Below are 25,027 nucleotides of genomic sequence, written 5' to 3'. Positions count from 1 at the left end.
TGACGTGATGCTGCCGGGGCTCAATGGCTGGCAACTGCTGCAACTGATTCGCCAGCGCGGCGCCACACCGGTGCTGTCGACCAAAACCCCGACCCGCCTGTTTGCCGAGCGTGCGCGTAACAACCCCGAGGCCGCCAATCTCAACTCCATTGCCGAGCTGTTGCTGCTGGGCGGCGGTGTGCCGTTGTTCGCCGAAGGTGAACTGGTGGGCGCGCTGGGCGTGGCCGGGGCGGGCGGTGCTGAGCAGGACGAAGCCTGCGCGATCAAGGCTGCCGGGCAAGTTGGCCTGACCATTCAACGTTGATCAAATTTTAACCACTGAGGACTTACCATGAAATCGTTGCGAATCACCCTGGCGGCTTTAAGCCTGAGCGCTGTGTCGAGCCTGGCGCTGGCTGCCGGCAATCCGTTGAGCGTGCATGTGCTGAATCTTGAAAACGGTCTGCCGTCCCCGGGGGTCAATGTGACCCTGGAAAAGCATGTGGGCAAGGATTGGCAGCCGCTGGCGCAAGGCGTGACCAATGAGCAGGGACGTATTGGCGAGTTGTTCCCGGGCAAGCAGGCGTTCGAGGCGGGGGAGTACCGGGTGGTATTCAAGACCGGCGATTATTTCAAGAAGGCAGGGCGTGACACGTTCTTCCCGGAAATCCCGGTGATTTTTGAAGTGAAGAATGTGGATCAGCATTACCACATTCCGTTGTTGCTCAGCCCTTATGGTTTTTCGACATATCGCGGGTCGTAGTCCTGCGAAACCCTTTGTGGGAGCGGGCTTGCTCGCGATGAGATCGCTGTGGTTTAACTGTCAGACCGCAGCGCCTGAATCGCGAGCAAGCCCGCTCCCACAGGGTTATCCACAGCGCTGCGCAAGCACCATCAAATTGCGCGGCGTCAGCTGGCTGTCGCAGAACTCGCCAACCTGCACTGCATAGCCGTTCTCCTCCAGGTAGAGCGCCCGATCGAGCACCAACCACAGCTCCAGCGGGCGGCGAAACAGCCCGCGCACCAATTCCAGGTTGCGCACCTGCGCCAACCTCTCCCAGCCTGCGGCTTCCAGCGCCGGCCAGTCTTCTTCGCCACTTGTGGATAAGTTCTTCAGCGCCGCCAAGTCCGAGCAGTACTCGGCAAACGGCTTGTTCAGCCAACTGCTGGGCAGCGAGGGTGTGGATAAGTACTCATCACACTGACGGCGCTGGCGCTGCCACAGATCAAAACCCAAGCGCCGTGCCATCGACTGGTCACGCTGAAGGCGCACGCGGGTGCCGGCGGTCACGGTTTCGCTCATGGGCAGGTTCAGGTCCTCCAGTGACAGTTGCAGGGAAGATGCCTTGGCGGCTGTGGATAACGCTTGATAGTGCGACCCGCCGATGCGGTTGTAGCAGCAGGGGGACACGGCAAGTTGTGCACACCCCGCCGCGCTGGCCAGTTGCAGCAGGCGCACATGCAAATCGCCGCAGGCGTGCAGCGCCACGGGTGTCATTTGGGGTGTGAGCTGCCGGGCTGCTGCTTCAGCGAGCACATCTTGCTGAACATGACGGGCCGCCAGTTGATGACGCTGGCTCAGGTGTTGGCCGGATTCGATCAATGCCGGATCATATTCCAGGCACGTCAGTTGTTGCCCGGCACTTAACAGCCGGCGCCCCAAATGCCCCTTGCCCGCACACCAGTCCAGCCAGTGGGTTGGCGCTTGTGCAAAGGTCAGGCTCTGGGCGAAGGCCTCGATCTGTTGCCATTTGCGCCCGGGTACATCCACTTGTAAGCGCGGGTTTACGGGCGCAAGGGCTTGGGCCGCTAGTCGTGGCACTGCGCTCAGGGCAAGGGAAGTCGCCGCCAGTTCAGGGAACGGCGCAGGGGCGGGCAGGTGTTGGGGGTGGTTGTGGCTGGCTTCGGCGTCTTGCAGCGAACGCTGGCGCAACCACTGCGCCAGTTTCGGGTTTTGCGCTTCCCACGGCACGTTCAACTGAGTGAAGGGCCGTGGGCGCCAGAGGTGCTGGTGGTTTTGCAGAAACCCGTCCAGCGCCTCGAAGCGGGTAAGCAGGTCAGCGCCCTTGGCAGGCATCGACGCGCAACCAGCGCTCCAGCAGTTTGAAGCCCTGGATCAGCACAAACGACATGACCAGGTAAATTGCCCCGGCAGCCAGGAACATGTCCACGGTCTGGTAGTTGCGGGCAATGATGGTGCGGGTCATTCCGGTCAGTTCCAGCAGGGTCACGGTACTCGCCAGCGAGCTGGCTTTGAGCATCAGGATCACTTCGTTGCTGTAGGCCGGCAGACCGATGCGTGCAGCGCGTGGCAGGACGATATGCACCAGGGTCTTGAAACGCGACATGCCCAGGGCCCGTGCTGCCTCGATTTCACCTGGCGGGATGGCCTGGATCGCGCCGCGCAGGATCTCGGCAATGTAGGCAGCGGTGTGCAGGGTCATGGTGATGATCGCGCACCAGAACGGGCTGCGCAGGTACGGCCACAACGCGCTGTCACGCACCACATCGAACTGCGCCAGGCCGTAATAGACCAGAAACAGCTGGATCAGCAACGGCGTGCCGCGGAAGAAAAAGATGTAGGCGTAGGGCAGTGAGCGCACATACCAGAGCTTGGATGAGCGGGCGATGCCCAACGGGATGGCCACGATCAGACCGGCGATCACCGAGATGGCGGTCAGCTCCAGGGTCAGGGTCGCACCCTGCATCAGCTTGGGCAGCCACTTGAGGATTACTTCCCACTCCATTACGTCCTCCTCACGAAGCCGCGCGCTGCGCGTTTTTCAAGCACGTGCATGGTGCCCATGGCCAGTACGGTAAGGCACAGGTACATCACGGCTGCCACCATGTAGAAGGTGAACGGGTGTTTGGCGAAGGTCACGGCGTTTTGCGCCTGACGCATGATTTCTTCAAGGCCGATGACCGACACCAGCGCGGTGTCCTTCATCAGGATCATGAACAGGTTACCCAGGCCGGGCAGGGCAATGCGCCACATTTGCGGCAGCACCAGCTTGGTGAAAATCCGCGGTTTGGACAGGCCCAGTGCCATGCCCGCTTCGCGGTGGCCCTTGGGAATGGCCAGGATGGCACCGCGGAACACTTCGGTGGCATAGGCACCAAAGCACAGGCCCAGCGCGAGTACACCCGCCGCAAAGGCGCTGAGGGTGAGGTCGGGCATGCCGATGTATTCGCCGATGGTGCGCACCAGGTTCACGCTGCCAAAGTAGATCAGCAACACCCAGAGCAGTTCGGGCACGCCGCGAACCAGGGTCGAATAGGCGCCGCCCAACCATCTAAGCGGTTTGAAGGGGGAGGTCTTGGCCAAGGCACCGAGCAATCCGAGCACCAGGCCCAGACACAGCGCGGTAAGTGCCAGTTTGACGGTCATCAGCGCGCCAGCGGCAAGCGCCGGGCCGAATCCGTATAAATCGATAGTCATGGGGTAGGCAGGCTTTGCTAGGGACCGGCGCGCCTACAGGCGCACCGGTCAGGCAGGTCAGTAGATGCTGAACGGGAAGTACTTGTCGTTGATCTTCTTGTACGTGCCGTCTTCAACGATTTGCTTGAGGGCCAGGTTCAGCTTGGCACGCAGTTCGTTGTCGCCTTTGCGCAGGGCGATGCCGACCTTGTCGTCTTCGTTGACCGGTTCACCCTTGAACTCGTATGCCTGGCCAGCCGGGCTTTTCAGCCAGTCGTAGTTGGCGTACTTGTCAGCCAGCAGCGCGTCTACACGGCCCGAAGTCAGGTCGAGGTAGGCGTTTTCCTGAGTGTCGTACAGGGAGATGGTGGCGTCGGTACCCAGGTTGTCATCCAGCCAGGTCGCAGCCTGGGTTGAACGCTGAGTGCCCAGGGCCTTGCCCTTGAGGGACGCGAGGTCGGTTTTGAAGTCGACTTTTTTCGGCGCGATGAACTGCTGCTTGTTGGAGTAGTACGGGTCGGTGAAGTCCACCGCCTGCTTGCGTTCGTCAGTGATCGACAGCGACGACACGATGAAATCGTACTTTTTGGCGTTCAGTGCCGGGATGATGCCGTCCCAGTCGGAGGTGACGATGTCACACTCGGCTTTCATCTTGGCGCACAGGGCCATGGCGATATCCGGGTCGAAGCCCACGACTTCACCACTGGCGTTCTTGTTGTTGAACGGTGGGTAAGCGCCCTCAATGCCGACTTTGTACTTGTCTGCAGCCAAGGCGTTGGCGCTGAAAACCAGTGTGGCGGCAGCGGCCATGAGAAGCTTTTTATAGTTCTGCATTCGTGTTGCTCCGTTAGCGGTTGCTGGACATGAATTGTTTACAGCGCGCCGAAACCGGGTTGTCGAACACCTGTTCTGGCGACCCTTGCTCTTCGATCAGGCCCTGGTGCAAAAACACTACTTCGGTGGACACCTGACGGGCAAAGCCCATTTCGTGGGTGACCAACAGCATAGTGCGACCTTCTTCGGCGAGTGCGCGGATCACACTAAGTACTTCTTGAACCATTTCCGGGTCAAGTGCCGATGTCGGTTCATCGAACAGAATCACTTTGGGCTGCATGGCCAGGGTGCGGGCAATCGCTGCGCGTTGCTGCTGGCCACCGGACAATTCGGACGGATAGGCATGGCGTTTTTCGGCAATGCCGACTTTGGCCAGCAATGCTTCTGCCACTTCGATGGCCTCGGCCTTGCTTTGCCCCAGTACGCGACGTGGCGCCTCGATAATGTTGTCGAGGATGGTCATGTGCGGCCACAGGTTAAAGTTTTGAAACACAAAACCCAGTTCGCTGCGCATGCGGTTGATCTGCTTGCCGTCGGCCGCGATCAGTTCGCCATTTTTGGCTTTCTTGAGTTTGAGCTCTTCCCCGGCGACCACGATCTGGCCTTCGTGGGGGTTTTCCAGAAGGTTGATGCAGCGCAGCAGAGTGGACTTGCCGGAACCGGAAGAACCCAGGATCGAGATCACGTCGCCGTCGCGTGCGGTCAGCGAGATACCCTTGAGTACCTCAAGCTCGCCGTAGCGTTTGTGCAAGTTGCGGATTTCAAGCGCGGGCGTGGCCAAAGCCATGTGCGTTCCTCTTTGTGTTCGGGTGCGATCCTGCTGTTGGGCGGCCTTCCTGGCGCAGGCCAAGCTAGCATAGGGTTGCAGAGGCAACCAGCCGCCCTGAAGACACAAAAGGCGCGAGGGTGGCAGTTTGTCGCATCGCTACAGCAGAGTGTCGCGCCGACAACAACCGACCCTGTAATTCGCCGTTCGGCCAGACAGGTGTCGCTTAAAAAAGGTCGCGATGTTGCCAGCTTTGGCCCGGTGTTGGAAGCGCGAACCTACTAAAGGTTAAAGATGTGCACTGCTTTTGGGCCATATGGGGTGTTTTGGGTATTTTTGGTGCGTCGAGACCCTTGTAGCTGAGTGTTTCGGTAACGACTTGGCGAAATGCCATTGCGCTCAATGGCTTGCAATGTCTGTTGCAAATCGTTGCAGCCCGCGGAAACCGTGCATATGTCACATTCTGGCTCAGTTATTGCGTCAAGGATTCTAAACGCCCCGTTGGTTACTTTTTACGAAAGTCAACGCGGGTGCTCGGAGTGGCTTCAATGAAAGGTAGTCCCAATGAGCAATACGCAATCCTCTAGCGGCCTGGAACAAGGGCTCAAACCACGGCATGTGACCATGCTGTCGATTGCCGGTGTTATCGGCGCCGGTTTGTTTGTCGGTTCCGGACACGCGATTGCCCAAGCGGGCCCTGCCGTGTTGCTGGCTTATGCCGCAGCAGGCACCTTGGTCGTGCTGGTGATGCGCATGCTGGCCGAAATGGCCGTTGCCTCACCTGATACCGGTTCGTTCTCCACTTACGCCGACCGTGCCATCGGGCATTGGGCTGGTTTTACCATTGGCTGGCTGTACTGGTGGTTCTGGGTCCTGGTGATCCCGCTGGAAGCTGTCGCCGCAGGTACCATCCTGCATGCCTGGTTCCCGGGTACGGCGATCTGGGTGTTTACCCTGGTCATCACCCTGTTGCTGACCGCCACCAACCTGTTCAGCGTCAAGAACTACGGTGAGTTCGAGTTCTGGTTTGCGCTGGTCAAGGTGCTGGCGATTATTGGCTTTATCATTTTGGGTCTGCTGGCCATTTTCGGCTATCTGCCTACCAGCCAGGTCAGCGGTGTCGCGCATCTGTCCGATACCATCGGCTTTATGCCCAATGGCATGGGCGCCGTTCTGGCTGCCATGCTGACCACCATGTTCTCGTTCATGGGCACTGAAATTGTCACCATCGCGGCGGCGGAATCCAAAGATCCGAGCAAGCAGATCACCAAGGCCACCAATTCGGTGATCTGGCGTATTGGCCTGTTCTATCTGGTATCGATTTTCATCGTTGTGGCCCTGGTGCCGTGGAACGACCCGAGCCTGGCGCAGTTGGGTTCCTACCAGACCGTACTTGATCGCATGGGCATCCCGAATGCCAAGCTGATCGTTGATATCGTGGTACTGATCGCCGTAACCAGCTGCCTGAACTCGGCGCTCTACACCTCTTCGCGCATGCTCTACTCCCTGAGCAAGCGTGGTGATGCACCGGCTGCGGCCAAGCGCACCAATGCTGCGGGCACGCCTTACTGGGCGGTGATGATGTCCACGGGTGCAGCTTTTGTAGCGGTATTTGCCAACTATGTGGCGCCGGCTGCCGTGTTCGAGTTCCTGCTGGCCAGCTCTGGCGCGATCGCGCTGCTGGTGTATCTGGTGATTGCCGTGTCGCAACTGCGCATGCGCCAGAAGCGTACGGCCCTGGGCGAGAACATCTCGTTCAAGATGTGGCTGTTCCCGGGCCTGACCTATGCGGTAATCGTCTTTATCGTGGCTATTCTGACGGTCATGCTGTTCCAGGAAGCGCATCGCGTTGAAATCATGGCGACCGGTATGCTGAGCATTCTGGTGGTGGTGGCAGGCCTGCTGGTGGCACGCCGTCGTCGCATTGAGAAGTTGGGGGCACCGGTACTCAACTGAGGCCAGGACGGTTCTCGCGGTTGAATACCCAGAAAAGCCGTCATCCTTCGGGATGGCGGTTTTTTTGTGCCTGTAAGGGGGGCAATTTGCGACCGCTGATCACTATCTGGCGGTTTTTTCCCATTCAGTGGGAATCGAATTTCAGCTAATGGGAAACACCGTGCACCATGCAGGCAAGAGCATGGGGCCGATAATGAACTACAACACGCCAACTGATCGCTTGCTGCAAATCCTCGTCAGCCTGGGGCAATCCGCCGAGGCGATCTCCGCCAAGGCGCTTTCCGAGCAACTGGGGCAACCGCTGAGCAGCACCTATCGCCACCTCAACACCCTGTTGCGTTGGGGCCTGGCCGAAGAGAACGGCCAGGGCCGCTATCTGCCAGGGCCAGCCTGTTTGCAGCTGGCGAAAAAATTTGACCGCGAAGCGGTGCTGGTAACGCTGGCCAAACCTGAACTCAAGCGTCTGGCCGAGCAAAGCCAGGAGAGCGTGGCCTTGATGGTGCCGAGCAACGGTCAGGCGATTTGCATTGAGCTGGTCGACAGCCCGCAGCCGCTGCGCTGCTGTTACCAGAAGGGGCTGGCCCAGCCGCTGCTGGTCGGCGCTTCTGCGCGGGTGCTGCTGGCGTATATGGATGAAGCGCACAGTGTGTCGGCGCTTCTGGCGCAAGGCGTCGAGCCTGAAGAAGTTGCCACCTATCAGCGCAGCTTTGCCCAGATCCGTGCTGCCGGTTATGCCGTGAGTGTGAGTGAGATCGACGACGGTATCTGGGGCATCAGCGCGCCGTTGCTCGACAGCCGCAATCGCCTGCAAGGCGCCATCAGCCTCATGGCCCCGGCTACCAGGGCACACACCCGCAGTGAACGCCTGATCCGCTGGAGCCAGGACGTTGCCCTGCGCCTGAGCGCCCGGCTCGACTGAATTTGACTGGAGTTTCAAACATGACGGTTGTACCCGACATGTCCTTGTGGACAGGCCGTATTGATGCCGCTGAAGGGCAGGGCGCGTTGCGCTGGCATCAATGGGTCAAGCCTGTGGCCGATGGCCTGCCAGCGGGGGCTGCATTGATTGGTTTGGCCAGCGATGAAGGGGTCAGGCGCAATCAGGGCCGTACCGGTGCCCGCAAGGGGCCGGTGGCCTTGCGCAAGGCCTTGGCCAATCTGGCATGGCACGGTCACGCGCCGTTGTACGACGCCGGTGATGTGAGCTGCGCGGGCGATGATCTGGAGGGCGCGCAGCAAGGCTATGGCCAACAGGTCAGCCATTTGCTCGACCAGGGGCATTTACCGCTGGGCCTGGGTGGCGGGCACGAAATCGCCTTTGCCAGTTTCAGTGGTCTGGTTGATCACTTGCGCCGCAAACACCCGCAGCCACGCATTGGCATTCTCAATTTCGATGCGCATTTCGATTTGCGCCACGCCGAACAAAGCAGCTCAGGCACACCCTTCCGGCAGATTGCCGAGGCTTGCCAGCGTTTCGATATGCCGTTCACCTATTGCTGCCTGGGTGTCAGCCAGTTGAACAATACCCAGGCCCTGTTTGAACAGGCCGGGCGCCTGAAGGTGCGTTACCGCCTCGACCGGCAAATGAACAGCTGGGACATCCCCGCCTGCGAAGCGTTGATCGATGATTTTCTGCAAGACCTCGATCACCTCTACATGACCCTTTGCCTCGATGTCCTGCCCGCCAGCCAGGCACCCGGCGTCAGTGCGCCGTCTGCCCATGGGGTGGACATGCAGATCGTCGAGCACCTGGTACGCCACGCCAAAGCCAGCGGCAAATTGCGCATGGCCGACATCGCCGAGCTCAACCCGAGCCTGGACATCGACAACCGAACCGCCCGCATTGGCGCGCGTCTGCTCGCCAGCCTGATTGATTAATTTTTGCGCAAATCCCTGAAACCGCTTGTTGAATCATAAGAAAAAGAGAAATTCGCCATGCTGACATTCGAACTGGATGCGCTGAGCACCCTTGCTCTCGCGTTGCTCCTGCTGGGCCTGGGTGCCCAACTGAAAAAGCGCAGCTACTGGCTGCGTCAATTGTGTGTTCCTGCACCGGTCATCGGTGGTTTTGGGTTTGCCTTGGTGATCTGGTTATTACGGGATCAGCAACTGCTCAACCTGAGCCTCGACACCAGCCTGCAAACCCCGCTGATGGTGGCGTTCTTCACCACCGTGGGTTTGGGTGGCAGCCTGGGGTTGTTGCGCAAGGGCGGCAAGCTGCTGTTTATCTACCTGGGCGCGTGCTGGGGCCTGGCGCTGGTGCAAAACGTGGTGGGAGTGAGTGTGGCCAAGCTGCTGGGCATCGACCCGCTGCTGGGGATCATGGCCGGGGCGGTGTCACTGGAGGGCGGCTTTGGTGCGGCGGCAGCCTTTGGGCCGATTGCTGAAAACCTGGGGGCGGTCGGGGCTACGACTGCCGCGCTCGCCGCTGCAACCTTTGGCATGGTGGCCGGCGGTTTGCTCGGCAGCCCGCTGGCGCGCTGGTTGATCGAGCGCAACAAACTGGTGGTCAAGGCCGAAGCCGCGGGCAGTCTCAAGGCGTTCGAAGACGTGGTCCACACCCCTGTGGCCGCGCTGGATGCCGCAACCCTGCTGCGTTTGCTGACCTGCATTGTGGTGATTATGGTGCTGGGGTTCTGGCTGGGCTCCAGCTTGCAGCAGCAACTGGGTATCGTCTTGCCGAGCTATGTGGGGGCCATGTTCGTCGCGATCATCCTGCGCAACCTCAATGACCGGGCCCAGCTGATCGAGGTGCCCGACCATGCCGTCAGCACTATCGGTGATGTGTGCCTGGGCATGTTCCTGACCATGGCCATGATGAGCTTGAAGTTCTGGGAGCTGGAGAAGCTCGGCTTGCCGTTGCTGGTGATTCTGGTGGTGCAGGTGGTGATCATGATCCTGCTGTGCGTGTTCGTCCTGTTCCGCCTGTTTGGCCGCAACTACGACGCCGCGGTCTTGTGCGCTGGTTTCATGGGGCACGGGCTGGGCGCGACGCCCAATGCCGTGGCCAATATGGGGGCCATCTGCGATCACTACAAAGTCTTCTCGTACAAGGCCTTTATCATCGTGCCGCTGTGTGGGGCGGTGCTGATCGATATCGTGGCGATCCCGATGATCACCTGGTTTATCAACGCCTTCAGCTGACGGGTTGAATGTAAAACGGCCGCTCTCCCGTCAAGGAGGCGGCCGTTTTTATGCAGCATTCAGGCGTGATAGCTGCAGGGCATTGTGCTGTTAACCATCAGACCATTCTTGGGACCGTGAAGCGAAACTCGCTGCCTTCTCCCGGTGTACTTTCGGCCAGTAGCTGGCCGCCATGGGCCTTGATGATGCCCTGGGAAATGTACAGCCCCAGGCCCGTGCCCAGCGCGTTGCCTTCTTTAGCCGTCCAGTAGCGGTCGAAGATATGTGGCAGCTGTTCGGGGGCTATGCCCTTGCCCGAATCTCGCACGCTGAACACGATATCGTCCCCGTTGGACATGGCTGCTACGCCGATCTTGCCCTGTGCGGGGGTGAACTTGATCGCATTGCCGATCAGGTTGGAAAGCACCTGGAACAGGCGTTCGGGGTCGGCGCTGATTTTCAGGTCGGGCTCGGCGTGGAAAGTCAGTTCCACGGCTTTGTCCAGCGCCAGCGGCGCGAGCAACGACAGTGCCTCTTCAAAAATCTGGCTGACTTCCAGTGGCTGTGGGCTGATGGTGTAGCGACCGGCTTCGATTTTCGAGGTGTCGAGCAAATCGTCGAGCAGCACGTTCATGCGGCTGCTGGCCTGCTGCATGGTGTCGATGGCCGAGGTGATGCGTCGCGATGTGTGCGGGCCGTCGCTACTGAAGGCCTTTTGCATCATGCCGCAGAGCATCGAGATGATGGTCATGGGGTTGCGCAGGTCGTGGGAGACCACCGCCACCAGCTCGTCGCGTGCGCGCACGGCCTGTTGCTCGCGCAGCACCTGGCGCGACAGGTCGTTTTCCAGGGCCGAGCGGCGCAGGTCATTGGCAGCAAACAGATCGCCGTGGCTCCATTTGCTGGAGATGCCGTCCATCTCGACTTTCCAGATTTCGAACGAGGTGCGCGGGCTCAGGCGCAGGCCGTTGCTGCCGGCTTCCAGGTTCAGCGGTTTATTGGGGTCGCCGCTCCACTGGATGCTTTCTTTGACTTCGCGGCGAAACCACAGCACGGCGTTGTCCACGGGCTTGGGCAGGGTCATGGCCAGCAGGCCGCTGGCGATGTCCTTGTACTGTGCTGCCGGGGCGTGCAGGGTGCTGAGGTTGTGGCTGGAGAAGACTGGCTGGCCGCTGTCCTTGAACCATTGGTACAGCGCGCGAGTGTCTTCCGGGGAGGGGCACTGACCATAACGGTGCAGCACCTTGTCTTCCAGAATCGCCACGCCGCTGGCGCCAGTCAGATCCATCAAGGCTTCGGGCATTTGTGCCAGGCCTTCAAACACGGCTGCGGTGCTTTGCACCATGGCGGCGTTGAGGCGCACCAGGGCATCCATCTTGGCTTCGCGCTGACGGCTGATTTCCAGGGTTTGCAGGGCGCTGATCTGCAGGGACAGCACCTGACCGATGGTCTGGCAGGCCATGCGCAGTTCATGGGGGACATGCAGCGTCTGGCGATGCCCGCAACTGATGAGTCCCCACAGGCGCTCGCCATCCATCAGCGAGATGCTCATGGACGACAGCACGCCCATGTTCTTCATGTACTGGCAGTGAATCGGAGACACGCTGCGCAATACGGCCCCGCTCAGATCCAGTGCCTCGCCGGTGTCCGGGCGCAATGTGGGAATCAGCGGCACAGGTTGGTAATCGGCGTTCGGAATAATGCGCAGCCAGTGGGTGCGGTACAGCTCGCGGGCTTGTTCAGGGATGTCGGAGGCAGGGAAAAACATGCCGTTGAACAATTCCATCGCTGGCGAGGAGGCTTCCGCGATGACCTGGCCGTGGCCTTCATCCTGAAAACGGTAGATCAGAACCCGGTCGTAGCCCGTCAGTGCCTGGATCTCGCGCACGCAGATTTCATACAGTGCGGTGAGGGTCTTGGCCCCTTGCAGGCGTTGCAGCATACGGCTCAGGTTGCGCACCTTGCCCATGGTGCTGTGAATTTCTGAGTCATCGGGTTTGAGTTCCAGCTCCAGAACCAGAATGCCCTGGTCACGGTGCAGCAGGCCTTCGTATTCACGCCCCAGCAGGTTCAGGGCCAAAGGCGGAGCATCGGCCAGCGTGGTGTAAACGGCGGCCTGCTGCACTGCGTTGGCGGCTTCGGAGCCGCTGAGGGCGGCCAGTGGCAGGCCCAGCAGTGATTCGGCACTGACGCCGAACAGGGTCAGCACATTGGCACTGACCTGCTGGATTTGCAGCCCCGGCTCCGTCAGTGTCACGAGCAGGCCGTGGGGCTGGATCGCCCCGGGAAAGCGAATGGGTTCATCAGCACAATTGGCCAGCAAGCGTTCAAAGGCTTGAGGGTCCTGTGGGGTCATAATAAAACCTCCTGACGTTCGAGCCAGTGCTCGAAACAGCTAAATGTTGAGCTGGCAGCCTGTACGGCCTGGTCTCGCGCTTGGGCGTCCAGGGGCACGCTGCCCAGAAACTCCAGGAATGCCTTCCATTGCCGCCCGGTGGCCTCGCCGTACACGTAAAGGAAAGCGCAGCCGTTGTGTCCCTCCAGGCCCAGTCGTTGCGACATCTGCTTGCGCAGCACGTTGCCGCCCAGAGTGGCGCCTTCCAGCACATACAACACACCCAGTACGCAGGCGGGGCTGTGCAATGCCGGAAGGGTTTCGCACAGTGCAAGCGACTGGATGCTGACCCCCAGGGCCTGCAGATCCCGACGCAGCGCGGGTGTTTTGAGTCGTGCCTGCAGGTCGAAATCGTGGGTCATCCAGGGGCTGTGTTGCAGTCGCTCCTCCAGCTCGTGATAGAAGCCGTAGTAAGCGCTCAACAGGCGCGTGTAGCGTTCAAGTTCGAGTGTATTGCTGAAGAACGGCAGGCGTTTTTCAAGGGCTACATGGCGTGTATGAGTGCCAGCGCGTAGCTCGTGCAGAACGGGCGATACCGCTGATAAAGGTTGGTCTTCTGACATGCCTTGTAAGACGGCTCTCTGTGTGGCGCGTGAATTAGGCGCTCATAACTGTAGGAGGTCATGGTAATAAAAAAGTGCAATTATTTTGCTACAAAACCCGGCAGAACAGTGATTGTTTGAGTGCGCCCAGATTCGACTTCTCCCCGTAGCAGGATGCTTATTGGGTAGGCTCAATTCGTGACGCGCTGCGTCACAGCTTCGAAGGTTTGCAATGGCGAGGATGTGTATCGCAGGTTGGATACATTTAGGCCATTCCCGAATTCAGCTCTCTTGGCTTAGATCGGGGTTGGTTTTTCGTAGGAAGCGTCTTAAATGTAAAGATGAAAATTACCGGTTCAATGTGAGGTGCTTATGCTCGAATTACGCCCCAATTGCGAATGCTGTGATTGCGATTTGCCGCCAGATTCAGCACAAGCGCGGATTTGCTCATTCGAGTGCACCTTTTGTGCGACATGTACGGAGCAGCATCTAGGTGGTCTTTGCCCCAATTGCGGGGGCGAGCTGTTGGTCCGGCCGCGTAGACCGGTGAGCAAGTTGGCGAGCAATCCGCCGTCCAGTGAGCGGGTGTACAAACCTGAAGGCTGTGCTGCGCGTTGATTTTAAAGCCCCTCACCCTGGCTCTCTCCCGAGGGAGAGGGTGCTTTTACAGAGACTGTCTGCCCCGGGACATCCCCGTTCAATTCCCCGCGTTGCAACCACTGCAAGGCAATCGGCCATAGGCTGTCCTGAAAGCGGCTATGGAAAAACGCGAAATGACCTATGGCTGTTTCGCCAATGTCTTGCGGCTGGATACGCAGATGCGTACGCGAGCTGGCACTGAAGTAGTTCAGCAGGCGTTCGATGGCCGCGACAGTACCGAAAGGATCGTCAGTGAAGCTGATGGCGAGGGTTTTGGCCGTAACCGAGCAAAAGGGCAGGGCAGTGAAGCTTCGGGCGCTGGGGAGTTTTTCGTAGCGGGTACTGAAGGCGCCCCAGTCCTTGACCACCCCCGCCGGGGTATCTTCGAGCCAGCCCAGGCGCTTGCCGGGGAAGTAGCCGCACATGCGGGTCAGCAACGGCATGACCCCGTGCCATTTGACGAGCATCTGCCAGCGCTGTGCGGGTGCGTAGTCACGCCAGTGGGCATATTGCGCGCCGACTGTGACCAAATGGCGAATCGCCGGCCCGGAAGCCGCCAGGCCCGCCGCACAACCGCCAAAGCTATGGCCCACCACGTCGATCGGCTGGCCGGGGTACTCGCGCTGTGCGCGCTTGAGCACTGCTTCTGCGTCCAGCGTGCCCCAGTCCGACCAAGAGGCCGTAAAACCGCGCAACGATCCGCTGCGTGAGGCGCCGATACCGCGGTAGTCGAACAGCATCACGTCCATGCCCTGGCGGAACAGGTATTCGGCAAACCGCGAGTAATACTGGCAACGCACCGAGGTGGCGGCGTTGATGATGATCACTGCTCGCGTGCTGTCCGGTATGCGCTGGCGCCATTCGAAACCGCCCAGCAGGTAACCGTCAGCAGCAGGCTCGGTGAACGCCCGGCTGACAGGTTCGGGCAGGGCTGCTGTCAGTGCGCGCTCCGGGCGTTGCGTTCTGTCAGTAGCCGTGAAGCTTCGACGTAGGCTTTCTGGAATGCCGGGGTTTCGATCCAGGCCACGGCACTGTCTTCATCATCGCCATGTACGGCAATGCGGTATTCGATCAGCAAGCCCATCAGAAAATCGGTGGCCGGCTCTTCCTCTTCTTCCGAGATCACCAGTTCCAGTACCGGGTACTGCAGGAATACTGCACACAGGGTTTGCAGGTTGATGGCTTCGGCGGCTTTCATGGCCTGGAACAGGTCATCGTAGTCAGCGGGGTCAAAACCGTTGTCGAGGATGTCCTGGAAGTTGAAGGTGCTGAGGTCGATTTTCACGTCATCGAACGGGTTGTCGATCAGGGCGCCAGCCGAGGCTTTGGCCGGTTTGCCCACGCGATTCTGCTTGGCCTTGGTTTTGGCCCGCTGCGCGTTTTTTTGCTGCTTTTTTGGCGATGACATGAAGGTGTGTCCTTTGCAGGCTGATGAGAGGATTGAACCCCATCTCTTTGCAATCGCCAAGAGAGGTGGCGCCGCCGGGTATAAATAACGGCCAAAAAAAAACCCGCACTAGGCGGGTTTTCTTTTTTTTGGCGTGGTGTGAACACCACATCAAAACTGAATGTGGTGCCCAGAGACGGAATCGAACCGCCGACACGGGGATTTTCAATCCCCTGCTCTACCGACTGAGCTATCTGGGCAACGGGGCGCATTAGAAGCCTTTTTCGATAACCCGTCAAACACTTTTTTGAAAAATATTTAATTATTACCGTCGCTTACGGATCAAAGCCTTTAAAACCGGGGTTTATTCGGTTGGCGGAACGTAGCCTTCGGCTTGTGCGTATTCCTCGCCGCTGAAGAACTTGTCCATTTCGCCCTGCAAATATTTACGGTCTTCGGCGTTCATCATGTTCAAGCGCTTTTCGTTGATGAGCAGGGTCTGGTGTTTTTGCCAGTCAGCCCAGGCTTTGGCCGAAACGTGGTCAAAAATGTCCTGGCCTTTGGCGCCCGGAAACGGAGCGCGCTCAAGGGCAGGCAGTTCTTCTTTGTACTTGCGGCAAATGATGGTGCGGGTCATGACGTCTCTCCAGCGTTCAATAGGTCGGCTGCGCGTTTGAGCAGCTTCTTGACCGGGGCGGCAAGGCCCAGGCGCGGCGGGGTGGCGAGGTTATACCAGAGCCAGTCGGCCTCGGCCACGTGATGGCCGGACTCCTTGACGTGGATCAGCCAGGGTTCGATGGCCAGTTGGAAATGGCTAAAGGTATGGGTCAGGCCGGTCAGTTCGTGTTGCGCGCCCAGGGCCAGCGAGTGTTGCAGCGCCAGATGCTCGATGTCCTGCAGGTCATCGAGCTCGGGCAGGCTCCACAGGCCGCCCCACAAGCCGGTCGACGGACGGCGGTAAAGCAGGATTTCGCCCCCGGCATTGGCCAGCATTGGCATCAGCGTGCGCTTTTGCGGGATGACCTTGCGCGGTTTGGGGATCGGGTAGCGGGTTTCCAGGCCCAGCAAGTGCGCTTCACAGCCGCTTTCAAGCGGGCACAACAGGCAGCTGGGCTTGCTGCGGGTGCAGAGCGTGGCGCCCATGTCCATCATCGCCTGGGTGTAGGCGTTGACGCGGTCGTGGGGGGTGAAGCGCTCGGCAGTGGCCCACAGCTGTTTGGCCACCTTGGGCTCGCCGGGGTAGCCCTCTTGTGCCGTGTAGCGCGCCAGTACCCGCTTGACGTTGCCGTCCAGAATCGGCGCCCGCAGACCCATGCTCAGGCTGGCAATCGCACCGGCTGTGGATAAACCGATACCGGGTAACTCGACCAGTTTTTCCACATCCCGCGGAAATTGGCCGTCATATTTGGCGACAACGATTTTGGCGGTCTTTTGCAGGTTGCGCGCACGGGTGTAGTAGCCCAGGCCGGTCCACAGGTGCAGTACTTCGTCTTCCGGTGCAGCGGCCAGGGCCTCGACCGTCGGCAGTGAAGCCATAAAACGGTCGAAGTAGTTCAGCACGGTACTGACCTGGGTTTGCTGCAGCATGATTTCCGAGACCCATACCCGATACGGGGTGATGCCCTGTTGCCAGGGCAGGTCGTGGCGACCGTGCTGGTCATACCAGTCCAGCACCGCGGTTGAAAACTGCTCATCTCTCATCGGTTGAACAGCCCTTTGAGCGCGTTCTTGAGCTCGGGGCTGACCTTGTCACCGAGCTTTTCTTCGAGTTTGTCAGTGAGCTTGTTGCCCGCCACTTTGGCGGCAACCTTGCCCAGCCCTTCCTTGTCCAGACGGCAGGCCTTGGCCCCCAGCTCCAGCGGGCCACGGCAGCGTAATGGCAGTTCGATGCCGACAAAGTTCTTGCCGACCTGGCAGGCCGGGTCGGGCATGGCGCGGGTGTCGCCTTCGATGATGATGCCGATGCGGTAATCCATGCCCAGTACGCGCAGGTCGATGTCGCCATCGCCTTTGACGCTCAGGCCGGGAATGCGCACGATCATGTCCGGGTTGCTGGCCACGCCGTTGCGGAACACCAGGGTGCCCTTGAGCTCCTTGAATGGCGTGTCTTTGCCCAGGGGTGCGCCGCTCAGGGTTTTGCGGTTGAGTACCGAAATACCCTTGCACAGCTGTTGCTCAAGGTTGGCGTTGAGCAGCACACCATCATTAAGCATAAAGCTGGCGGTGCCGTTGAGGCTGGAAATCAGCTCGCTCTGGCTGTTGCCGCTGCCAGTGACGTTGCTGTTGAGGGTTAGCAGACCGGTCACCGGTGGTTTTTGCCCCTGGCTTTGCAGGATTTTATCCACCGGCACATTGGTAATGCGGGTCTGCAGTTTGACCACCGGTAGCATGGGTTGTACGTCCAGGCTGCCATTGGCGGCAAAGCTGCCTTTGTAAAGGTTACCGCTGAGGTTTTCCAGGGTCAGGACACCGGCTTTGCTGTTGGCCTTGAGCACCGCGTTTTGTATCGGCAGTTTGCTCAGGGTCAGTTGGCCAAAGCTGATATCAGCATTCAGGTCGAGCGCCTTGAGGCGGGTGACCGGAATGATCCTGGCGGTGCTCCAGCCGCTTTTGGTCGGAGCCTCCGGCAGCGGCGTGTCGCCCGATGCGGCCAGGGCGCCGGCTTCGCTGCTCTGTACTTCAGCCTTGCGCGCAACGCTGGCGCTGCTGGCTTCGGCCGACTTGGGCGGCATGTAGCGATCAGCGTCGAATGTGTCGCCTTTGAGCTGAATACGTACGGCTTGTTTGGCGAAATCGTCAATGGCCACGAGGCCGGTGAAGGTGCTGTCGTCGACTTTCAGGTTCAGCTCGTCAAAGGTCACGCTGCTGGGCGTGCCCGAAAGGCGACTGACCAGTTCGACCTTGCTGAGGCTGTTCGGCGCCGAGGCAGGTAGCGGGTGGCCGATGCTGTCGAGGAACCGGGCCAGATCAAGCTGGGCAATCGACAGGCCGCCACTGATTTGCGGAGTGGTATCGAGGCTGTTGGCCTTGAACTCACCCAGGGCGCGCAACTGGTTGGCTGAAATCTTCAGGCTGCTCCATTCGGCGACGTTCGCAGCCAGATCAACCAGAATTTGCCCCTGTGCGGCGAACGTCATGGTCTTGCCCTGCAGCGGCTCACCGGAGGCTTCGCCGGTGACCTTCATGTCTTCAAACTGATAGCGCTTGAGTACACGGTCAAAGCGCAACTTGCCGTCAACTTCGGTCTTGACCCGCATCACCGGCTGGTTGGTGCCCAGGAAGGCGGTCAGCTTGACCGGGATACTGGTAGCCTCGTGAACCGGGCCGGTGCTCAGCTGGATGCTTTCGGCGCTGAACTGCTTGCCGCTTTGCTCGTCGTTATATTCAACCCGGGCGTTGTTCACGGTCAGGCTGTCGATATCGAGCTTGAGGGGCTGGCCGGCGCTTTCAGGCTTGTTGCTCGCAGCGGGCTCGGTGCCGGTGGTTGGCGCGGCGGCGGTGGCCGGCTTGCCGATGTCCTGCCAGTTGCCGTGGCCGTCCTTGTCGCGGGTCAGGCGCAGGTTCAGGCCTTCGACACGCACGTCGCTCATCTGCACTTCTTTGCGCAGCAGCGGCAGTACGCGTACGGACAGACCGAGCATCTGAAGATCGGCGAAAGGCTGGGTCGGCGCTGCGAGAGTGGCAACGCTGGCGTCGTGCAGTTCCAGGCCAAGCCAGGGGAAGAGGCTCCAGCCGATGTCGCCATTGAGGGTCAGCTCAATGTGGGCTTTGTCACGGGCTATCTGGCGGATCTCGTCTTTATAGTCGTTGGGATCGAACAGATGGCTGAGGGCAAAGCCCAGGGCCACGATGATCAGCAACAATCCGAGAAGCACCAGACCCAGGATTTTGCCGAACGCTTTCATGGGCGAGTCCTTGTAAGTCTGTGTGAGAGTAAGTTTTAAATTCAGCCGCAGAGTATAGCGCCACGCGCATGCCGACTGGGGGGTGGATAGTAGCGGATCAGTTGCTTGGCCAAAGACCACATCAGGTTAGGGCCAGGCTGGCGATCAAATGGTAATCTTTGCTTGTTTTTCGGGCCTTCTGCGGCACATTGCCGCGTCTCGATCCAATAAAAACGACTGTGTGCCACAGAGCGCCAAAGTCAGGGAGCGAGCGTGCCGGGGAAATAACTTCATTACCTGGGGGAAACACCTATGAGTATCAGCATTGCTGCGGGCAGTTCTGCTTCGCCGCCTGCGTTCCTGTCCAAGGAGCGCATCATCGCCAAACCCGGCTTCAACCGCTGGCTGGTGCCGCCAGCTGCTCTGGCCATCCATCTGTGCATCGGCATGGCCTATGGCTTTTCGGTGTTCTGGCTGCCGTTGTCCAAAGCCCTGGGCGTGACTGCACCTGTGGCTTGTGCGCCAGACATGAGCTTTATCGCGCAAGTGTTTTCGTCGCAATGCGACTGGCCGATTTCGATGCTCGGCTGGATCTACACCCTGTTCTTTATCTTCCTCGGTTGCTCGGCCGCGGTATGGGGCGGCTGGCTTGAGCATGCCGGGCCACGCAAGGCCGGTGTGGTGTCGGCTTTGTGCTGGTGCGGCGGTTTGCTGATTTCTGCATTGGGTATTTATACCCATCAGATCTGGCTGATGTGGCTGGGTTCTGGGGTTATCGGCGGTATCGGCCTGGGGCTGGGTTATATCTCGCCGGTGTCGACACTGATCAAGTGGTTCCCGGACAAGCGTGGCATGGCTACGGGCATGGCGATCATGGGCTTTGGTGGCGGGGCAATGGTGGGCGCACCGTTGGCTGCCGCATTGATGAACCATTTTGCCGGGCCGGACGGTGTGGGCGTGTGGCAGAGCTTTGTCGCAATGGCGGCGATTTACTTCGTGTTCATGATCGGCGGCGCGTTGTCTTATCGCGTACCACCGACCGGCTGGAAGCCTGAGGGCTGGAAGGCGCCGGCAAAAAAAGCGGCCAACGCGATGATCACCCAGCGCCATGTACACGTAAGTGTGGCGTGGAAAACTCCGCAATTTGCGCTGGTATGGCTGGTTCTATGCCTTAACGTATCGGCCGGTATCGGCATTCTGGGCATGGCCTCGCCATTGCTGCAGGAAGTCTTCGCGGGCAAGTTGCTGGGCAATGATCTGACCTTCAGCCAGCTGGATGCAGCGCAGCTGGCGCAGATCGCCGCGATTGCAGCAGGGTTCACCGGTTTGCTGAGTCTGTTCAATATTGGCGGGCGGTTTTTCTGGGCGTCGTTCTCGGATTACCTGGGCCGCAAAAACACCTACTTTGTGTTCTTCGCCCTGGGTTTTGCGCTGTACGCGATGATTCCGAACCTGGGCCATCTGGGCAACGTATCGCTGTTCGTGGCGGCGTTCTGCATCATTCTGTCGATGTACGGCGGCGGGTTTGCCACAGTGCCAGCGTATCTGGCCGATCTGTTCGGTACGCAGATGGTCGGCGCGATCCACGGTCGCCTGCTGACCGCCTGGGCGGCGGCGGGTGTGCTGGGGCCGGTGCTGGTCAACTACCTGCGCGAGTATCAGTTGAGCATCGGTGTGGAGCGTGCGGCGGCGTATGACATCACCTTGTACATCCTCGCCGGTCTGCTGGTGTTGGGCTTTATCTGCAACCTGCTGGTACGCCCGGTGGCCGACAAATACTTCATGACCGACGCCGAGCTGGCCGCCGAACAGGCGCTGGGGCACGACAAGGGCGCGGACGCCAGTACGTCGCTGGAGTGGAAAGCCGCACCGGGCAGTCAGCCATTGGTGATTGCAGCCTGGCTGGCCGTGGGCATCCCCTTGTTGTGGGGCGTGTGGGTAACGGTGCAGAAGACGGCGGTGTTGTTTCACTGATTGACGTGTTGAGTCAGCGCTGACGCCATCGCGAGCAAGCCCGCTCCCACAGACGGATTGCGTCTCTGTGGGAGCGGGCTTGCTCGCGATTCAGGCGGCGCGGCCTGTGCGTCAACGCGCATTACGTCAGCCACCGCACCCTTAATGTTTCTGTTTGCCTGACCCGTGCCTATAATGGCCACCTTTTTCGCCCAATGATTTTGCGGAGCTGGTGATGGCCGAACGTAAGGCGTCAGTCGAGCGCGATACTCTGGAAACCCAGATTAAAGCCTCGATCAACTTGGATGGTACCGGTAAGGCCCGATTCGATATCGGTGTTCCTTTTCTTGAGCACATGCTCGACCAGATCGCCCGACATGGGTTGATCGACCTGGACATCGAGTGCAAAGGCGACCTGCATATCGACGATCACCATACCGTCGAGGATGTCGGCATTACCCTGGGTAAAGCCTTCAGCGAAGCAGTCGGCGATAAAAAAGGCATGACCCGCTACGGTCACGCTTACGTCCCGCTGGACGAAGCGCTGTCCCGTGTAGTCATCGACTTTTCCGGTCGTCCTGGTCTGCAAATGCATGTTCCCTACACCCGCGCCACCGTCGGCGGCTTCGATGTTGACCTGTTTCAGGAGTTCTTCCAGGGCTTCGTGAACCACGCCAATGTCAGCCTGCACATCGACAACCTGCGCGGCACCAACACCCACCACCAGATCGAAACCGTGTTCAAGGCTTTCGGCCGCGCGCTGCGCATGGCCGTTGCACTGGATGAGCGGATGGCCGGGCAAATGCCTTCTACCAAGGGCGTGCTCTGATGCAGACAGTGGCGGTAATCGATTACGGCATGGGTAACCTGCACTCGGTGGCCAAGGCGCTGGAGCACGTTGGCGCCGGTCGGGTGCTGATTACCAGCGATGCCAGCGTGATTCGCGAAGCCGACCGCGTAGTGTTCCCTGGTGTGGGTGCGATCCGCGATTGCATGGCCGAAATCCGTCGCCTGGGTTTTGACTCGCTGGTGCGTGAAGTCAGTCAGGATCGTCCGTTTCTCGGTATTTGTGTCGGCATGCAAGCCTTGCTCGACAGCAGCGAAGAGAACGGCGGTGTTGATTGCATCGGCCTGTTCCCGGGCGCCGTGAAGTTCTTCGGCAAGGACCTGCACGAAGACGGCGAGCATCTCAAGGTGCCGCACATGGGCTGGAACGAAGTGCAGCAAAAAGTGGATCACCCGCTGTGGCACGGCATCCCCGACCTGGCGCGTTTCTACTTTGTACACAGCTACTACATTGCGGCGGGCAATCCTCGCCAGGTAGTCGGTGGCGGGCATTACGGTGTTGATTTCGCCGCAGCGCTGGCCGAGGGCTCGCGCTTCGCGGTGCAGTTCCACCCGGAAAAAAGCCATACCCACGGCTTGCAGCTGCTGGAAAACTTTGCGGCCTGGGATGGCCGCTGGTAATGGCGCCGCGCAAAAAGCCGCCGATTCTCACGCTCACCCCTGAGCAAGAGAGCGAAGCCAACAGCAAGATCAAACGCTTTATGGAAGACCGCTTCGAACTGGACCTGGGTTCGTTCGAGGCGGCTGAAATCCTTGAGCTGTTCACCCGCGAAATCGCCCCGCATTACTACAATCGGGCGATTTTCGATGTGCAGGCGCACCTCAAAGAGAGGTTCGAGAGCATCGAAAGCGACCTGTGGGCGCTCGAGAAGAACTGATTTCCGAGTCTCAGACTCCCGAATTTGAAGGTTTGCCACATGCTGATTATTCCCGCTATCGATCTTAAAGACGGTGCCTGTGTACGTCTGCGCCAGGGCCGCATGGAAGACTCCACGGTATTTTCCGATGACCCGGTGAGCATGGCTGCCAAATGGGTAGAGGGCGGTTGCCGCCGTCTGCACCTGGTCGACCTCAACGGCGCCTTTGAAGGCCAGCCGGTCAACGGCGAAGTGGTCACTGCCATTGCCAAGCTGTACCCGCACCTGCCGATCCAGATCGGTGGCGGGATTCGCTCCCTGGAAACCATCGAGCATTACGTCAAAGCGGGCGTGAGCTATGTGATCCTGGGCACCAAGGCAGTGAAAAACCCTGAGTTCGTGGCCGAGGCCTGCCGCGCGTTCCCGGGCAAGATCATTGTCGGCATGGATGCAAAAGACGGCTTTGTGGCCACTGACGGCTGGGCTGAAGTGAGCACCGTGCAGGTCATCGACCTGGCCAAACGATTTGAAGCAGACGGCGTGTCGGCCATCGTTTATACCGACATTGCCAAGGACGGCATGATGCAGGGCTGCAACGTGAGCTACACCGCCGCATTGGCCGCTGCCACCAGCATCCCGGTGATCGCTTCGGGCGGCATCCACAACCTGGGTGACATCAAGGCCCTGATGGACGCCAAGGCGCCGGGCATCGTGGGCGCCATTACCGGTCGCGCCATCTATGAAGGCACGCTGGATGTGGCCGAGGCGCAAGCCTTCTGCGACAGCTACAAGGCCTGAGGAGAGACCCATGGCGCTGGCCAAACGCATCATCCCTTGCCTGGACGTGGATAACGGCCGGGTCGTAAAGGGCGTCAAGTTCGAGAACATTCGCGATGCCGGCGACCCGGTAGAGATCGCCCGTCGTTACGATGAGCAGGGTGCTGACGAGATTACCTTTCTCGATATCACTGCCAGCGTCGATGGGCGCGACACCACGCTGCATACAGTCGAACGCATGGCCAGTCAGGTGTTTATCCCGTTGACCGTAGGTGGCGGGGTGCGCTGCATCCAGGACATACGCAACCTGCTCAATGCCGGTGCCGACAAAGTCTCGATCAATACCGCAGCGGTGTTTAACCCGGAGTTTGTGGGCGAAGCGGCGCAACATTTTGGCTCGCAGTGCATTGTGGTCGCCATTGATGCCAAGAAAGTCTCCTTGCCGGGCGAAACCCCGCGCTGGGAAATTTTCACCCACGGCGGGCGCAAGCCAACCGGGCTCGACGCGGTCGAGTGGGCCATGAAGATGGAAGGCCTGGGCGCCGGCGAAATCCTGTTGACCAGCATGGATCAGGACGGCATGAAAAATGGCTTCGATCTGGGTGTTACCCGCGCAATCAGTGATGCACTGGGCATTCCGGTGATTGCCTCGGGCGGTGTCGGTAACCTCCAGCATCTGGCTGACGGCATTCTGGAAGGTCACGCCAGTGCAGTGCTGGCGGCGAGTATTTTCCACTTTGGTGAATACACGGTGCCAGAGGCCAAGGCGTACATGGCAGAGCGCGGAATCGTGGTTCGCTAAGGCCAAAGGCTACTGGACAGCATGGCGTGCCCACGGCACTCTTGAGCACGCCATGGATTCAGGTCGCCTGTCATGTTTAAACGCTTTGTGCCTATTCTCGTCAGTTCCACCATGTGGCTGGCGAGTACCGCTTTTGCGGCTGATACGTCGAACTCATCGATCGTGTTACTGACTGAAAACTTCCCGCCGTACAACATGGCCAAAAACGGCAAGAATTTTGCGCAGAACGATAATATTGAAGGTATCGCCGTCGATATCCTGCGTGAAGCCTTCAAACGTGCCGGCATCCCCTACAGCATGACCCTGCGTTTCCCTTGGGAGCGTATCTACCACCTTGCCCTCGAAAAACCCGGATACGGTGTGTTTGTCACCGCCCGCGTGCCCGAGCGTGAAAAGCTGTTCAAGTGGGTCGGCCCTATTGGTCCTGATGACTGGGTGTTGCTGGCCCGAGGGGATAGCCCGATTACCCTGACGTCCCTCGAACAGGCCCGCCAGTATCGGGTGGGCGCTTACAAGGGCGACGCCATTGCCTTGTCCCTAGAGAAGCAGGGGCTGGCGCCGGTGATTGTGCTGCGCGATCAGGACAACGCCCGCAAGTTGCAGGCCGGGCAAATCGACTTGTGGGCCACAGGTGCTCCAGCTGGCCAATTTTTGGCGCGTCAGGTAGGGATTTCAGGGTTCAAGACGGTGTTGCGTTTCAATCAGGCCGAGCTGTTTTTGGCGCTGAACAAAGACGTGCCGGACGAGGTGGTGAGCAAGTTGCAGAAGGCGCTGGATGAGTTAAAGGCAGAAGGCGTGGATGAGAAAATCCGCGCAAAGTACCTGTAACACACAGAGCGTGTAACCGCTGACGAGGAACGAAGGCTGCG

At 59.6% G+C, this 25,027-nt stretch carries 26 protein-coding genes and 1 tRNA gene; 14 read left to right on the top strand and 13 right to left on the bottom strand.

What is annotated here, in order from left to right; genetic code table 11:
• Both GHO03_RS10900 and uraH read left to right on the top strand, forming a co-directional pair.
• Positions 1-304: heme-binding protein (locus GHO03_RS10900; RefSeq protein WP_256668500.1), on the top strand; the 304-nt coding region annotated here is incomplete at its 5' end.
• A gap of 27 nt (positions 305-331) precedes the next feature.
• Positions 332-742, top strand: a complete 411-nt coding sequence (gene uraH, locus GHO03_RS10895) for a hydroxyisourate hydrolase (protein ID WP_095017768.1) — start codon at positions 332-334, stop codon at positions 740-742.
• A 105-nt stretch (positions 743-847) separates the two neighbouring features.
• Here the strand turns inward: uraH and GHO03_RS10890 are convergent, their stop codons facing one another.
• From GHO03_RS10890 to GHO03_RS10870, 5 genes are read right to left on the bottom strand one after another with little or no spacing between them, the layout of a single operon-like run.
• A complete protein-coding gene (locus GHO03_RS10890) occupies positions 848-2,056 on the bottom strand; it encodes a methyltransferase (RefSeq protein WP_133143907.1) in 1,209 nt (402 codons plus the stop codon).
• On the bottom strand, positions 2,037-2,726 hold the full coding sequence (locus GHO03_RS10885) for an ABC transporter permease (protein WP_095000769.1): 690 nt from the start codon (positions 2,724-2,726) through the stop codon (positions 2,037-2,039). Before GHO03_RS10885 ends, GHO03_RS10890 begins: the two co-directional genes overlap by 20 nt.
• Positions 2,726-3,418: an ABC transporter permease gene (locus GHO03_RS10880; protein ID WP_133143906.1), complete on the bottom strand. Its 693-nt coding sequence runs from the start codon at positions 3,416-3,418 to the stop codon at positions 2,726-2,728. Before GHO03_RS10880 ends, GHO03_RS10885 begins: the two co-directional genes overlap by 1 nt.
• A 57-nt stretch (positions 3,419-3,475) precedes the next feature.
• Complete coding sequence (locus GHO03_RS10875) at positions 3,476-4,231, bottom strand: ABC transporter substrate-binding protein (RefSeq protein WP_133143905.1); 756 nt, start codon at positions 4,229-4,231, stop codon at positions 3,476-3,478.
• A 13-nt stretch (positions 4,232-4,244) separates the two neighbouring features.
• The gene (locus GHO03_RS10870; protein WP_088378475.1) at positions 4,245-5,018 is read right to left on the bottom strand and encodes an ABC transporter ATP-binding protein; all 774 of its coding nucleotides are present in this window, start codon (positions 5,016-5,018) and stop codon (positions 4,245-4,247) included.
• Positions 5,019-5,561: 543 nt separating this feature from the next.
• Here GHO03_RS10870 and gabP point away from each other — a divergent pair.
• The 4 genes from gabP (at position 5,562) to gltS (ending at position 10,097) form a co-directional block, all read left to right on the top strand.
• On the top strand, positions 5,562-6,953 hold the full coding sequence (gene gabP / locus GHO03_RS10865) for a GABA permease (protein ID WP_095017765.1): 1,392 nt from the start codon (positions 5,562-5,564) through the stop codon (positions 6,951-6,953).
• 193 nt (positions 6,954-7,146) lie between these two features.
• Positions 7,147-7,872 carry an IclR family transcriptional regulator gene (locus GHO03_RS10860; protein ID WP_153399810.1) on the top strand — a complete coding sequence of 242 codons (726 nt, stop codon included), beginning with the start codon at positions 7,147-7,149 and terminating at the stop codon, positions 7,870-7,872.
• Positions 7,873-7,892: 20 nt separating this feature from the next.
• A complete protein-coding gene (gene hutG, locus GHO03_RS10855) occupies positions 7,893-8,831 on the top strand; it encodes a formimidoylglutamase (RefSeq protein ID WP_095025198.1) in 939 nt (312 codons plus the stop codon).
• Between the two features lie 57 nt (positions 8,832-8,888).
• Positions 8,889-10,097, top strand: a complete 1,209-nt coding sequence (gene gltS / locus GHO03_RS10850; protein WP_095020136.1) for a sodium/glutamate symporter — start codon at positions 8,889-8,891, stop codon at positions 10,095-10,097.
• A gap of 97 nt (positions 10,098-10,194) precedes the next feature.
• Here the strand turns inward: gltS and GHO03_RS10845 are convergent, their stop codons facing one another.
• Together GHO03_RS10845 and GHO03_RS10840 are read right to left on the bottom strand one after the other, a co-directional pair.
• Complete coding sequence (locus GHO03_RS10845; protein WP_095000776.1) at positions 10,195-12,432, bottom strand: ATP-binding protein; 2,238 nt, start codon at positions 12,430-12,432, stop codon at positions 10,195-10,197.
• Positions 12,429-13,034 (bottom strand): biliverdin-producing heme oxygenase, encoded by a 606-nt coding sequence (locus tag GHO03_RS10840; RefSeq protein WP_133143903.1) that lies wholly within the window; start codon positions 13,032-13,034, stop codon positions 12,429-12,431. The genes GHO03_RS10845 and GHO03_RS10840 overlap by 4 nt, the downstream gene beginning before the upstream one ends.
• Positions 13,035-13,385: 351 nt before the next feature.
• On the opposite strand from GHO03_RS10840, the gene GHO03_RS10835 reads away from it, so the two are divergent.
• Positions 13,386-13,631 (top strand): DUF1272 domain-containing protein, encoded by a 246-nt coding sequence (locus GHO03_RS10835; protein WP_095000778.1) that lies wholly within the window; start codon positions 13,386-13,388, stop codon positions 13,629-13,631.
• A 2-nt stretch (positions 13,632-13,633) separates the two neighbouring features.
• Here the strand turns inward: GHO03_RS10835 and GHO03_RS10830 are convergent, their stop codons facing one another.
• From GHO03_RS10830 to GHO03_RS10805, 6 genes are all read right to left on the bottom strand, one after another.
• Complete coding sequence (locus tag GHO03_RS10830) at positions 13,634-14,530, bottom strand: alpha/beta fold hydrolase (protein WP_133143902.1); 897 nt, start codon at positions 14,528-14,530, stop codon at positions 13,634-13,636.
• A 59-nt stretch (positions 14,531-14,589) separates the two neighbouring features.
• A complete protein-coding gene (locus GHO03_RS10825) occupies positions 14,590-15,060 on the bottom strand; it encodes a hypothetical protein (protein ID WP_095000780.1) in 471 nt (156 codons plus the stop codon).
• 163 nt (positions 15,061-15,223) lie between these two features.
• A tRNA-Phe gene (locus GHO03_RS10820) sits at positions 15,224-15,299 on the bottom strand.
• A gap of 104 nt (positions 15,300-15,403) precedes the next feature.
• The gene (locus GHO03_RS10815) at positions 15,404-15,676 is read right to left on the bottom strand and encodes an oxidative damage protection protein (protein ID WP_003438557.1); all 273 of its coding nucleotides are present in this window, start codon (positions 15,674-15,676) and stop codon (positions 15,404-15,406) included.
• Entirely contained in the window at positions 15,673-16,740 is a 1,068-nt protein-coding gene (gene mutY / locus GHO03_RS10810) for an A/G-specific adenine glycosylase (protein ID WP_133143901.1), read from the bottom strand. The genes GHO03_RS10815 and mutY overlap by 4 nt, the downstream gene beginning before the upstream one ends.
• Positions 16,737-18,944: an AsmA family protein gene (locus tag GHO03_RS10805; protein WP_153399808.1), complete on the bottom strand. Its 2,208-nt coding sequence runs from the start codon at positions 18,942-18,944 to the stop codon at positions 16,737-16,739. Before GHO03_RS10805 ends, mutY begins: the two co-directional genes overlap by 4 nt.
• Before the next feature lie 291 nt (positions 18,945-19,235).
• On the opposite strand from GHO03_RS10805, the gene GHO03_RS10800 reads away from it, so the two are divergent.
• From GHO03_RS10800 to GHO03_RS10770, 7 genes are all read left to right on the top strand, one after another.
• The gene (locus GHO03_RS10800; RefSeq protein ID WP_095023763.1) at positions 19,236-20,897 is read left to right on the top strand and encodes an OFA family MFS transporter; all 1,662 of its coding nucleotides are present in this window, start codon (positions 19,236-19,238) and stop codon (positions 20,895-20,897) included.
• A 214-nt stretch (positions 20,898-21,111) separates the two neighbouring features.
• Positions 21,112-21,705: an imidazoleglycerol-phosphate dehydratase HisB gene (gene hisB, locus GHO03_RS10795; protein ID WP_016783108.1), complete on the top strand. Its 594-nt coding sequence runs from the start codon at positions 21,112-21,114 to the stop codon at positions 21,703-21,705.
• On the top strand, positions 21,705-22,343 hold the full coding sequence (gene hisH, locus GHO03_RS10790) for an imidazole glycerol phosphate synthase subunit HisH (RefSeq protein WP_016783109.1): 639 nt from the start codon (positions 21,705-21,707) through the stop codon (positions 22,341-22,343). The genes hisB and hisH overlap by 1 nt, the downstream gene beginning before the upstream one ends.
• On the top strand, positions 22,343-22,600 hold the full coding sequence (locus GHO03_RS10785; RefSeq protein ID WP_016783110.1) for a DUF2164 domain-containing protein: 258 nt from the start codon (positions 22,343-22,345) through the stop codon (positions 22,598-22,600). The genes hisH and GHO03_RS10785 overlap by 1 nt, the downstream gene beginning before the upstream one ends.
• 39 nt (positions 22,601-22,639) lie before the next feature.
• Positions 22,640-23,377, top strand: a complete 738-nt coding sequence (gene hisA / locus GHO03_RS10780; protein ID WP_088378464.1) for a 1-(5-phosphoribosyl)-5-[(5-phosphoribosylamino)methylideneamino]imidazole-4-carboxamide isomerase — start codon at positions 22,640-22,642, stop codon at positions 23,375-23,377.
• Between the two features lie 10 nt (positions 23,378-23,387).
• Positions 23,388-24,158, top strand: a complete 771-nt coding sequence (gene hisF / locus GHO03_RS10775; RefSeq protein WP_048383956.1) for an imidazole glycerol phosphate synthase subunit HisF — start codon at positions 23,388-23,390, stop codon at positions 24,156-24,158.
• Between the two features lie 72 nt (positions 24,159-24,230).
• Positions 24,231-24,986 carry an ABC transporter substrate-binding protein gene (locus GHO03_RS10770; RefSeq protein WP_095017757.1) on the top strand — a complete coding sequence of 252 codons (756 nt, stop codon included), beginning with the start codon at positions 24,231-24,233 and terminating at the stop codon, positions 24,984-24,986.
• Positions 24,987-25,027: the final 41 nt, after the last annotated feature.

The organism is Pseudomonas sp. FSL R10-1339 (genome assembly GCF_009600545.1).
Taxonomy (GTDB): Bacteria; Pseudomonadota; Gammaproteobacteria; order Pseudomonadales; family Pseudomonadaceae; genus Aquipseudomonas; species Aquipseudomonas bubulae.
Note: the sequence above shows the minus strand (reverse complement) of the source record. Positions and strands in the feature narration are given on the sequence as shown.